Here is an 11,662-nt window from a genome sequence, read left to right on the forward strand (position 1 = left end):
CTTCCCAACCAGCGCGCCAACGCCGGTCTTGATCGAGATCCTGTTTCCGTGATGATCATCCTCGGGAAGGTGCGCCCACTTTCACGCCACCTCGCCGAGGCTCATCCACAGGTTCTGATCATTGCTCCTTTGACGAGGTGCAGGCGCACTACGACCTGTCCGACGACTTCTTCCGGCTGTTCCTCGACCCGACCATGACCTACAGCTGTGCGTACTTCGACCGCATGCGCGATATCCCGCTCGAGCAGGCGCAGCACGCCAAGATGGACCTCTCGCTGAGCAAGCTGGGATTGCGGGCCGGCATGACGCTGCTGGACATCGGCTGCGGCTGGGGCGGCACGATGCGCCGCGCACTCGAGAAGTACGACGTGAACGTCATCGGCCTGACGCTGTCCGAACATCAGGCCGCCCACGTGCAGAAAATGTTCGACGAGATGGACACCGAGCGCAGCAAGCGGGTGCTGCTGCACGGCTGGGAAGAGTTCGACGAGCCCGTCGACCGGATCGTCTCCATAGGCGCCTTCGAGCATTTCGGATACGACCGCTACGACGACTTCTTCGCGATGGCCTACCGCGTCCTTCCCGATGACGGTGTGATGTTGCTGCACACGATCACCATGCTGACCCCGCAGCAGATCGTCGCCAAGGGCCTGGAATTCTCCGAGGAGCAGACGAGCTTCAACGAATTCATCGCCACCGAGATCTTCCCGGGCGGCCAGTTACCCGCGATCGAGATCGTGGAGTTCCACGCTTCGAAGATGGGTTTCACCGTGAAACGCAGGCAGTCGCTTCAGCTGCACTACGCCAGGACACTCGATCATTGGTCCGCAGGGTTGGAGGCACATCACAAAGAAGCCGTCGAGATTCAGTCCGAAGAGGTGTACCAGCGCTATATGAGGTATCTGACCGGTTGCGCGGACGCGTTCCGGGCCGGCTACATCGACCTCAACCAGTTCACATTACGGAAGTAGAAACTGTCTGCGCGCTGTGAAACAGCTGTCTAGCATCGGGCAGATGGCCAACCCTGTTCGTATTCTCGCCGCCGCTGCCGTGGTCGTCGCGATGTGCTTCACGCCCAACGGCATTCCGGCAGCGGCCGCCCAGGGGTGTCCCGACATCGAGGTGATCTTCGCCCGCGGTACCAACGATCCGCCCGGAATCGGCCTTGTCGGTCAGGGCTTCGTCGACGCGCTGCGCCCGAAGGTCGCCCCCAGGTCGGTGGGCGTGTACGCGGTGAACTACGCAGCGACGTTCAACTTTCTTCGCGCCGCAGACGGCGCCACCGACGCGAACAACCACGCCCAGTTCATGGCGAATACCTGTCCGGACACCAAATTGGTCCTCGGCGGATTCTCCCAGGGTGCGGCCGTCGTCGATTTGATGTTGGGCGTCGCCCCGAATGTTTCGGCCATCGCCGGCATGGGCGCGATACCGGGTCTGGATGCCGTCCCGGGCCTGAACCTCAACGCTCTCGCGACTCCGATGCCGCCGGATGCGGCGAACCGCGTCGCTGCCGTCGCAGTGTTCGGCAATCCCCTCGGCAGGGTGATGGGCCCGCTGAATGTCCTCAGTCCCGCTTTCGGCGCCAGGACCATCGACCTGTGCAACCCCCAAGACCCGATCTGCGACACCGGCGATCTGAGCAACCGGACCCCGCACCATCAGTACGTCCCCGGCATGACCGATCAGGCCGCGACCTTCGTCGCCGGACTCGTCTAATCCCCTGTGCGCTGAACCCGCGATTCGAAGTCGCTGTCGAACGGGCAGGCGCCGGTGACGGTGTAGTGGCCGTTTCCGGTAAGGAGCGTGATCGGATCCTGCGCCGGCGTTGGGACCGGATACTGCAAGGTGATCTCGCGATGGGCGGGGCCACCCTCTTTGCACGTTGAGTCCGACGATTTGTTGGCCAATACGAACTGGTCCTTGGCGAAGGTGAGGATCTTGACGTCGTTCGGGCTTAGCCAGTAGCTCAGGCAGCGGTCGCCGGTGCGAAGGCAGTACGTCGAGATGTCGAAGCTCACGTCGGCGCTGCGATTGCCGTCTTTGTAGGTGTCGACCTCCTGATAGCGGCCGCGCAACGCCTGGGCCGGGGATGCCACCCGGGCTGGCAGGGTTGCGGGGTCGATGACCGAGACGCCGTCCTGCGGGTCTCCCGTGCGGGTGAACGTCACCGGTCGGTTGCTGGCGCAGCCGGGGTCCGTCGACCGGACGATGAACTCGCCTTCCAGTGAGCCATCGGGTTGTGACTGCAGCGACATCGACTCCCAGATCTCGGTCGAGGCGCCATCCCCGCACTTGCCTTCCTTCGCGTTCACCGCCTCCCAGCGACCGTCGACCTCGTCCAGCACCAATGCCGTTGTGGTGGTGAGAGATCCATCGACCTTGGTGGCACTCGCCACGCACTTGCCGTTGCCGTCTTCACACGCCGATGTGATCACCCACGTCTCACTGCCGCCCGAAGAGTTCTGAAACGGTTGACCATTGGGCTGGGTGGGGGCACCGAACTGGGCTGAGAACGTGCCGTTCGGTCCCGCACCGCCTGGCGCCGAGGGGTTGGCATTCGGTTCCTCGTCTCCCCCGAGGACGAGCAGGATCGTGGCAACGGCGGCGAAGATCATCACGAGGGCAATGGGTACGACGATTGCCGTCCGCCGGTACCACGGCCAGGGTGCACCGTCGTCGGACTGCTGCTGGGGGGTGGCGGAATCCGGTGGCGAAGGCGGGTTTGGCGCCTGCGCCGGTTGTGCTTGCGTAGGCGCCGCCGCGCTCTCGGCATGCGGACCGGGTGCGCCAAGGTGCGTCGGCGCCCAAGCCTTGGCCACGTGCTCGGCCGGTCCGGCCTGGGTCGGTGCCCATTCAGGCTGGGCCGGTTGGGCTTTCGTCGGTGCCCAGGCCTTCTCCACATGCTCGGGGGTGCCGGCATGGGTCGGTGCCCATTGCGGCGGCGCGGAAGCCGGGCGAGCCTGTGTCGCGTCCGCGGCCGGTTGGGCCTGGGTGGCATCCGCGGCCCGCTCAGCCTGCTCGGCCGGCAGGGCCTTTGTCTCTTTATGCCAGTGCTTTTCGGTGTCTTCCTCTTGGAAGGCGCGCGTCAGCGCCACGGGCGCAGCCCCGGCCGCCGTCTGCGACGAGCCGGATCTCGCCGGCTGCGCCCGTCCCCTGTTGACGATCGCCGCCGTGGCGGCGCGGGCCATCTCGGTCGTCGTCCCGTACCGCTCCTCGGGGTCCTTGGCCATCCCGGAGGCGATGACGGCATCCAGCTCGGGCGAAACGCCCGGGATCTTTATCGACGGCCGCGGCGGCGGGGTGGTGAGGTGACCGGCGATCTGCTGCTCCACGCTGTCGCCGGGGAACGGCCGGCTGGACGTCAGGCATTCGTAGAGCACGCAAGTCAGTGCGTAGATGTCCGAACGGGTATCGGACTGGCCGGTGGTGAAGCGCTCGGGCGCCATGTACGGCCATGTGCCGACCACGTTGCCGGTCGCCGTCAACTTCGTCTCACCGGCTGCGCGCGCGATGCCGAAATCGATCAGGTACGAGAAGTCCTCCTCGCCGACCAGAATGTTGGAGGGCTTCACATCGCGGTGCACAAGCCCGATCTTGTGCGCAGCGTTGAGCGCCGACGCGATCTGCTCGATGATCTTGACCGCTCGCGCGGGCTCCATCGGACCGTCGGAAAGAACGTTTTCGAGGTCTTGGCCTTCGATCAGCCGCATGTCCACATACAGCCGGCCCTCGATCTCGCCGAAGTTGTGGATGGGGACCACGTGTGGGTTGTTGAGCCCCGCCGCGGCGAATGCCTCGTGCCGAAACCGCTCCTCGAACGTGGGGTCCGCGGCCAGCTGCGCCGGCAGCACCTTGACTGCGACGACTCGGCGGGTGGCGGTGTCGAAGGCCTTCCACACCTCACCCATGCCGCCACGGCCGATCAACTCGACGAGGCGGTACTTGCCGAAGGGCGTGCCCTCCACTACGCCTCCTGCGGACGGTGGCAAACCAGCGGATTCCCAGTCTTCACGATCGGGCAGCCGCCCGGTCCCGTATTAGAGAGTGAATCGGCGCTCGACATACCGCAACCCACGCGCCGTGTTCCGGGCCCGGTAGGAAGCCGGGCTATCCCTTGAGAACGCAAAGCAACCACACCCGTTAGCCAACCGCATTCCGCGCCGAGATGCCATCGGGCGCAGATATTTGCTGTTTTCGCTGAATGTGTGGCGGTGCACGTCGCTGACTGCGAGAATTCGACGATCTGACGTGTTCGGGGGAATCGCCAGCGTGAAGGGGGTAGTTGATGTCCGTGTTTCGCCGGCCCACAGCGGGTCAGTCGATTGCGGGTTCGCTCCCCGCTTTTGTTGCCGAAGCTGCACTCTGGCTCGCACTCCCGACAACCTGTTGAGGGAACGACAATGCATGATCGAACTCCTATCCGGCGCGTTCGCGGCGTAGCTGTGGCGCTGTCCTCGGTTGTCGTGGTTTCGTCGACCGCGTTCGGCGCCGGGGCATTCCCCGCCCTCGCCCAGCCGACGGACGTCACGACCCTCATCGAGACCCCGGTCTACGAGGCGCCACCGGTCGTCGAGGCGCCGGCCTACGAGGCGCCGACGGTGCCCGCGTATACCCCGGAGGCTCCCGTGGTCACCGAGGCTCCCGTCGTGACCGAGGCGCCCCCGGTAGTGACTCAGGAGCCGGTGACGACGCCTGCGCCGGTGGTGACCCAGGAGACCGAGGTCGCCACGACTGAGGCTGCGCCGCAACCGACTCCGTCTGCGCCGCAACCGACTCCGTCTGCGCCGCAACCGACTCCGTCGGGCACCCCGGAACCGACGCCGTCGGCCGCCACCACCGCGACGACGGCGGCCACGACGTCGGGCTCCGCGGCGGCCGGCACCTCCACCCCGTCGACGGAGACCACCGGGTCGACGTCCGCAACGTCGACATCACCCAGCGGTTCGGCCGCACTGGAGACCTCAAGCTCGGCCACCTCGGACGCCAGCGGAACAAGCACGACGGCGACGAGCGAGGGCAGCACGTCGACGTCGGCCACCGGGTCGGAAGAGACCAGTTCCGATGAGACGACCGCCGGTGGCTCGACGGCGGAGTCAGGCCTCAGCGGCGAGACCAGCGGTGAATCGACCGTCGAAGACACCGGCAGCATCGAACCGGCCGCGGGTGTCACCACCACCCCCGAGCCGCAGCGGGCGGAAGCGTCCCCAGAGGACATCGCGAAAGCTCAGGAGGCCAAGCCGGTCGAGGCGGATCCGCCGCCCGCACCGCCTGCCGAGATCGACAATCTCAGGAACTTGATCTTGGATCCCGAGGGTGCGAATGGCGATGGCGGGGCCGCCCCTCCCGCGAACGCCAGTCTCGCCGCTGCCGAACAACGGGTTTTGCAGTGGCAGCCCGACTGGGTGCAGTACGACGAGTACTACCGGCCGTTGATCTTCAATCCGTATCCCGAGCCGCTCCAACTCGTCTACGACGTCGGAGGTGTGCCGCGGCTGGTGCTGGTTCCGCCATTCGGCCGGATGGTCACCGAAGTGCGCGACGCCGGCTCGTACAACTTCACGGCATTGCGGCTCAACGCCTTTGGGGTTCCCATCGACTACGCGGTGGGCAACTTCTTCGGCGGCGGGTACTTCCCGGGACCGGGATTGCCACCTCCGCCGCCTCCACCGCCAGTGCGCACCCTCACCGACGTTCCCGTTCAGGTCAAGTACGCCAGTGCGACGTACCGGCCGATCGTGGTCCGCAAGATCGTCGACGTCGGGCCCGATCCGGCCCAGGGCGGCGCGCACAAGGTGCTGCTCGACGGTGTGACGCCGGCGTGGGGCGAGTGGAAGCAGAACGAGCAAGGCGTGCCGCAGTTCGAGGTCAACCAGACCCAGAGCTTCCCGGGCATGGAAGCGCCTGCGCAGGGACCGCTTCCGGGTGACTACGACTTGCAGTTGGTGAGCGACTCGACGCCCACCGGCATGTCCGGCAAGGACATCACGATGATCGTGGCAGCGGTGATGGCGGCGGCCGTCGGCATCGGCGCGATCGTGTTGACGATTTTCCTCGGCAGGCGGCGGCGCCCACAACACTGACGAGCACCCGGGCTAGCGCCCCGAACACGCGCCAGGTTGAGTAGGCATATGCAAGTTTCGTCGACCGTGCGGAAGTGGTCCGCGGGCGTGGCGCTGTTCGCCATCGTCGCCAGCGGTGTCGGCGTCGCAGCCGTGATGATCTATGGCAGCGTGACGGCACCGAAACCGTCAGAGCGCGCCGCGGCACCGCGCACGACGCTGGCGCCTCGGCCGCCGAAGGTGCCCACACCCGTTGAGTTCGCCGTCGGGGTGATTGTCACCGAGCAGACATGCGTGCCGGCGGGTCCGTGTAGCTACAAGTACACGATTGAGCCGAAATACATTGGCCTGCATCCCTTGCCGGAGACACCGTTCACGGTGTTCTACGAGGTTCTCGGAGGAAACGAGCCCCAGAAGGGTGAGTTCACCGTGCATAAAGACCAGGCGCAGATTCTCAAGGACGTCGTCCTTCAGGGTCCGCCCGGAGCGCAGCTGAAGGCCAACGTCATGAGCGTTGCCGGCTGAATATCGCGGTTCTGCGCCCACGGCGATGGCTATGGACGCATGGTTAGCGGTATGACAACGGCGTCACTTCTGCGGGCCGGCGAAGGTTTGCCGCGCGACGTGGCCGGCGCCGCAGATCCCCGCTTCGGAAACGTCATGCGCATCTTCGCCGGGTTGTTCCCCGGCAATCGGTTCGGCGGTGGCGCACTGGCGGTCTACATCGATGGCAGATCCGTTGTCGACGTGTGGACGGGGTGGGCCGACAGATCCGGTGAGCACCCATGGACAGCCGATACCGGCTCGATGGTGTTCTCGGCGACCAAGGGGGTCGCGGCGATGGTCATCCACCGCCTCGTGGATCGCGGCCTGCTGTCCTACGACGAACCCGTTGCGCGGTACTGGCCCGAATTCGGCGCCAACGGCAAGGAAGACATCACCGTGCGCGACGTCCTACGGCACCGGTCGGGGCTGGCGCATCTCAAGGGTGTGACCAAGGAGGAAATGCTCGATCACCTGTTGATGGAAGAGCGCCTCGCGGCGGCGCCGTCCGATCGCCAGCGGGGCTGGCCGGCCTACCACGCGCTGACGTACGGATGGATCCTCTCCGGGCTCGCCCGGGCCGTGACAGGGATGGGCATGCGTGAGCTCTTCCGCGTCGAGGTCGCGCAGCCACTCAACACCGATGGAATCCACCTCGGTCGCCCGCCGGCAGGATCGCCGACCAAGGTTGCACAGATTCTTGCGCCGCAGGGCACCCGCGCGAATCCGGTGTTCGACTTCGTCGCACCGAAGGTGGCCGGGTTGCCGCTGTCGGGCGCGCTAGGGGCGATGTATTTTCCTGGTATCAAATCCCTTGTGCAGGGCGATATCCCATTCCTCGACGGCGAGGTGCCCGCAGCCAACGGAGTGGTGACGGCACGCGGCCTGGCTAGGATGTACGCCGCGGTCGCGAACGGCGGCAGCCTCGACGGCGTCGAACTACTGTCCGAGGAGCTGACGCGGGGGTTGATCGGAAACCCGAAGCCGTGGCCGGATCTGAACGTCGGCGTGCCGATGCCGTTTCATCTCGGCTACCACGAATCACCGATTCCCGGTCTGCTCAAGGGTTTCGGCCACTTCGGTCTTGGTGGGACGCTCGGTTGGGCCGATCCGGGGTCCGGTAGCGCGTTCGCGTTCGTCCACAATCGCCTGCTGACGCCGATGCTCTTCGATATGGGATCGTTCGCCGGACTGGCCCGGCCGCTACGCAACGCGGTCACCGCGGCGCGGCGCAACGGTCCCGTCGCGGTGCCGAGATACGGTGCGCGCTATCGCGAATCGGTTGCTCTGAAGAAGGTCGCGGGCCGACGCTAGGCCGTCGGCACTGTGCCGCGCGCATGCGGCAGTGGCAGATCGTTGTAGGTGGCGATTCCCGGCGCGGCCGCGACGACCGCTCCGATGGCGTGGATCGGCGGCATCGCCGTCATGATGTGGCCGAGCACGAAGAAATCCTCGATGGTCTTCGCGTTCTCGATCATGTCCGGCGGTGGCAGGAAGCCGACAGACATATTGACCGTCGGCCGGCCCTCGATGGTGATCTTCCAACCGTCGCCGTCGAGCTGCCAGTCGGGCTCGAGTGTCGTGCCCTTTTTCCATCTGACGTTGATGTCGATCACGGTCTTGCCGCCAACGATGCCCTGCCAACTGGCATAGACCCCAGCGACGTGGCCGGCTTTGATGGTCCACGAGGCCATCGCGAGATCCTCAGTGGTTTGGGCGTATTCGGAGACGCACTTGATCTCGTCGAGCTCGACGCCGAGCGAGTCGGCCACAAGTTGCACGGCCTCGGCGAACACTGCGGTACCGTTCGCCGCCATCGGCTGAAGAGCGGGGTCGTCGATGGCCATGTCGAAACCCACGGGACGTTCGGTATCCGGAGAGTCGTAGAGGGTCGTATCGGCGGACTCGGCGATGATGACCTTGTCGACCCGGTCGCAGGCCGTCGCGGCCACGATGGCGAGCAACTCGGCGAACCCCGGGCTGACACCCGAACCGAAGAGCGTCGATCCGCCGCGCTGGCATGCGTCTTCGAGTCTTTGCCGGCCGTCGCCGAGGTTGTGTCCGGTGATGAAAGATGCCGACGCGACGACATTCACCCCTGCCTCGAGGATGCGCACAAGCTCATCGACGTCGATCCACATCGGGTTGTAGACCACGGCGTCGGGCTTGAGCGCGAGTAGTGCGTCGACATCGTTGGTCGCCTGCACGCCCAGTGGCTCGATGCCTGCCAGTTCGCCGGCGTCACGGCCCGATTTGTCCTTCGACCACGCGTAGAGGCCGACCAGTTCGTAGTTCGGGTTCTTGGCGATCGCCTCGACCGAGCTCTTTCCGACATTTCCGGTCGTCCACTGGACGACCCGGTAGGGGGTGTTTGGCACCCGCTCAGCATAGGGAAGCTCGACGCGCCGGGGAAGGGTTTTTTCCCGGTCGGTGAAAATTAGCCTAGGCTGACGATGATGAACGGGCGAACCAGGGGGCGTCCACCGCGGATCAGCCGAGACCAGATCGTCGCCGCGGCGCGCGCCATCTCGGCCGGCGACCTGACCATGCAGGCGGTCGCCGATACGCTCGGGGTGAGCCGCAAGGCGCTGCACTACTACGTCGGCGACCGTCCGGGTCTGCTGATCTTGATGGTGCTCGACCAGTTCGAGCGAGAACTCGCTCCCGTGGAACTGCCCACTGACGACGACTGGCGAGCCACGCTGCGGGCATACGCGGTGGCCTTCCGTGATGGCCTGATCCGCGTGGGGATCCAGGATCAAGCGACCGGCTTCACCCAGGTGGGCGGCCTCAGCACCGCCGCGGCGTTGGCCTTGGCCGATCGTGTCCTCGACGCGCTGTTGTCGGCCGGGCTCGATCCCGACAGCGCGCGACGCGGTCTCACTGCCGCCTCCAACATTGCGCAATCGGCCGCGCAGACCGTCGTCGCACAGACGGGGTCGGGCGCGCACCGTCACCGCGCGGAAACCACTGAGGCGCTGCTGCAGGAACCGGAGGGCAATTACCCGGCGCTACGCCGAGTGCTGGAATCGGCCGACGCCACCGAGCATGACGCCCAAACTCAGTTCGAATTCGAACTCGACGTCGTGATCGCCGGGCTGGATCGACTACTCACAGCGGAGTGAGGGCTACCTTGCCGGTGCGCTGCTGGCCGCTGCCGTCGATCCACGTGAGGTCGATGACGTCGCCGGGGTAGTGGCGATCAAGCACGTAGGTCAGGTCGGTGGCCGAATTCAGCGGCGTGCCGTCCAGAGTCGTGAGCATGTCGCCGCTCATCAACCCGGCCTGTTCGGCGGGGCCACCGCGCAGGACGTCGGCGACGAGCACGCCCGGCCCCTCTGCCGGAGCGGTGCGCACGCCGACACCGAGCAGCACCGGCGGTCCGATGTGGATCGAGTCGGACGCAGCGCCTGAGCGGATCTGATTCGCGATGCCCATGGCGTCGTTGATCGGAATCGCGAAACCCTTGCCGCCCGGACCCATGCGGAAGTTGACCGACGCGGCCGTCGTGACTCCGACGACCTGACCGGCTCCGTTGACGACGGGCCCCCCGGAGTCTCCGGCGATGACCGGCGCCGCGAACTCGAACAGTCCGGTCAGCTCGTCCTTGCTGCCGGTGAGCGTGTCTTCGGCGGTGACCGTACGGCCGAAACCGGTGACGGTCCCAACCTCGTGTGTCAGCGGCGCGTTGCTGCCTTGAGCATTGCCGATGGCGACGACTGGCTCGCCTTCCACCAGGGCGGCGGAGTCACCTATCGGGGCGACGGGCAGCCCGCCTGCACCGATCAGTCGCAGCACCGCGACGTCACGTCGGCGGTCGTAGCCGACAAGTTCGGCGGGGAACGCGCGGCCGACAACGCTGACGGTGATGCGGTCCGCGCCGGCCACGACGTGGAAGTTGGTCAGCACCTGACCGCCGGGGTCCAGCACGATGCCGGTGCCGGTTCCGACAGCGTTCTGATAGTGGACTTCGGTGTCGATGCGTGCCACCGCCGGTTCGACCAGGCCCGCAGCAGCGAGCGGATCTCCGGGAGCGGCCGAGGACGCTGCCGGATTGACTGGCGCAACCAGCGCCAGGACCGTGACAAGCGCGGTCAGCAGCGTCGCCAGCCAGCGACGCATAGGGAGTATGCGCATCAGCTCATTTTGCCCGATAACTCGGCGCTTTAATCCTCGACCGCCACGCCGCCGCGCATTCGCCTGCGGCGACGGCGCGTCGGATCGACCTTCGCGGGCGTTTCGCTCGCGGGCGTTTTGCCGTTGGTCTCCTCGGTCTCGGTGTCCTTGTCAGCGGCCTCTGCCGCTGGTGCATCGGGCTCTTCGGCCGCTGACTCGGGCTTTTCGGCCTCAACGGTGACCTCGGCCGGCTTGGCCGGCTTGTCCGGCTTGGCCTCGGACTGTTCATCCGCGTCCGGTGCCTCGTCGGAGTCGGTGTCCTCGGTCTGGGCGCTGTCTTCGATTTTCGTGGTGTCTTCGTCGTCCTTCTGCTGGCGCCCCCGCCGCTGCTTCGGCGTTTTGGGCTTCAGCGGTTTCGGCGGTGGCGGCGGCATTTCGGCGACGTCGGCCAGGTAGAACGTGAATATTCCGAGCAATGCGATCGCTGCGGCTGCACCGTAAATCCCGAAGAGCCACTGACCCGCATCGTCGAGCGAGAGCCAGATCTCGCTGATCGCCGCGCCGATGATCAGCACGCCGGCCAGGACGTGCAGTGCGATCGACGCGGTGCGAAGCCGCAGTGCCAGGAGCGGCGTGCGGAACTCCGGGCGACGGGTCCGCAGCAGCGTGAACACGACCGGCAACGCGGCCAGGCCGATCAGCACACCGGTGACGATGCGCAGGACGGTGCCCAGGGTGTGCGACGTGGAACCCATCAGCTCCCACCAGCGCGGCAGGACGAAGGCGAAATAGAGGGCCGCGGCTACGCACGAGAGAGCAATGATCAGAACCTGTGGATGAGCCTCGGCGAGGTGGCGTGAAAGTGGGCGCACCTTCCCGAGGATGATCATCACGGAAACAGGATCTCGATCAAGACCGGCGTTGGCGCGCTGGTTGGGAAG

At 66.2% G+C, this 11,662-nt stretch carries 9 protein-coding genes and 1 pseudogene; 6 read left to right on the forward strand and 4 right to left on the reverse strand.

Features of this window, described 5'->3' with window-relative positions:
* Positions 1-128 precede the first annotated feature (128 nt).
* Together CSQ99_RS29925 and CSQ99_RS29930 are read left to right on the forward strand one after the other, a co-directional pair.
* A pseudogene (locus CSQ99_RS29925) lies at positions 129-971 on the forward strand (cyclopropane mycolic acid synthase family methyltransferase); the annotation flags it as partial.
* A 43-nt stretch (positions 972-1,014) separates the two neighbouring features.
* On the forward strand, positions 1,015-1,719 hold the full coding sequence (locus tag CSQ99_RS29930; protein WP_099042599.1) for a cutinase family protein: 705 nt from the start codon (positions 1,015-1,017) through the stop codon (positions 1,717-1,719).
* Here the strand turns inward: CSQ99_RS29930 and CSQ99_RS29935 are convergent.
* Positions 1,716-3,968 (reverse strand): serine/threonine-protein kinase, encoded by a 2,253-nt coding sequence (locus tag CSQ99_RS29935; protein ID WP_099042600.1) that lies wholly within the window; start codon positions 3,966-3,968, stop codon positions 1,716-1,718. The genes CSQ99_RS29930 and CSQ99_RS29935 overlap by 4 nt on opposite strands.
* A 435-nt stretch (positions 3,969-4,403) precedes the next feature.
* Between CSQ99_RS29935 and CSQ99_RS29940 the strand changes: the two genes are divergently transcribed.
* From CSQ99_RS29940 to lipL, 3 genes are read left to right on the forward strand one after another with little or no spacing between them, the layout of a single operon-like run.
* Positions 4,404-6,083 carry a hypothetical protein gene (locus CSQ99_RS29940; protein ID WP_099042601.1) on the forward strand — a complete coding sequence of 560 codons (1,680 nt, stop codon included), beginning with the start codon at positions 4,404-4,406 and terminating at the stop codon, positions 6,081-6,083.
* Positions 6,084-6,131: 48 nt separating this feature from the next.
* On the forward strand, positions 6,132-6,587 hold the full coding sequence (locus CSQ99_RS29945; RefSeq protein ID WP_099042602.1) for a hypothetical protein: 456 nt from the start codon (positions 6,132-6,134) through the stop codon (positions 6,585-6,587).
* Between the two features lie 51 nt (positions 6,588-6,638).
* A complete protein-coding gene (lipL, locus tag CSQ99_RS29950) occupies positions 6,639-7,919 on the forward strand; it encodes an esterase/beta-lactamase LipL (RefSeq protein ID WP_099042603.1) in 1,281 nt (426 codons plus the stop codon).
* Here the strand turns inward: lipL and CSQ99_RS29955 are convergent.
* Positions 7,916-8,983, reverse strand: a complete 1,068-nt coding sequence (locus tag CSQ99_RS29955) for an NAD(P)H-dependent amine dehydrogenase family protein (protein WP_099042604.1) — start codon at positions 8,981-8,983, stop codon at positions 7,916-7,918. The genes lipL and CSQ99_RS29955 overlap by 4 nt on opposite strands.
* A 78-nt stretch (positions 8,984-9,061) precedes the next feature.
* Between CSQ99_RS29955 and CSQ99_RS29960 the strand changes: the two genes are divergently transcribed.
* The gene (locus CSQ99_RS29960; protein WP_099042606.1) at positions 9,062-9,730 is read left to right on the forward strand and encodes a TetR/AcrR family transcriptional regulator C-terminal domain-containing protein; all 669 of its coding nucleotides are present in this window, start codon (positions 9,062-9,064) and stop codon (positions 9,728-9,730) included.
* Here CSQ99_RS29960 and CSQ99_RS29965 read toward each other — a convergent pair.
* Complete coding sequence (locus CSQ99_RS29965) at positions 9,717-10,742, reverse strand: S1C family serine protease (RefSeq protein WP_099042605.1); 1,026 nt, start codon at positions 10,740-10,742, stop codon at positions 9,717-9,719. The two genes, CSQ99_RS29960 and CSQ99_RS29965, sit on opposite strands and share 14 nt — an antisense overlap.
* Positions 10,743-10,771: 29 nt before the next feature.
* The gene (gene lucA / locus CSQ99_RS29970) at positions 10,772-11,611 is read right to left on the reverse strand and encodes a lipid uptake coordinator LucA (RefSeq protein WP_245909159.1); all 840 of its coding nucleotides are present in this window, start codon (positions 11,609-11,611) and stop codon (positions 10,772-10,774) included.
* Positions 11,612-11,662: the final 51 nt, after the last annotated feature.

The sequence above is a fragment of the Mycobacterium neglectum genome (genome assembly GCF_002591975.1).
Classification (GTDB): Bacteria; Actinomycetota; Actinomycetes; order Mycobacteriales; family Mycobacteriaceae; genus Mycobacterium; species Mycobacterium neglectum.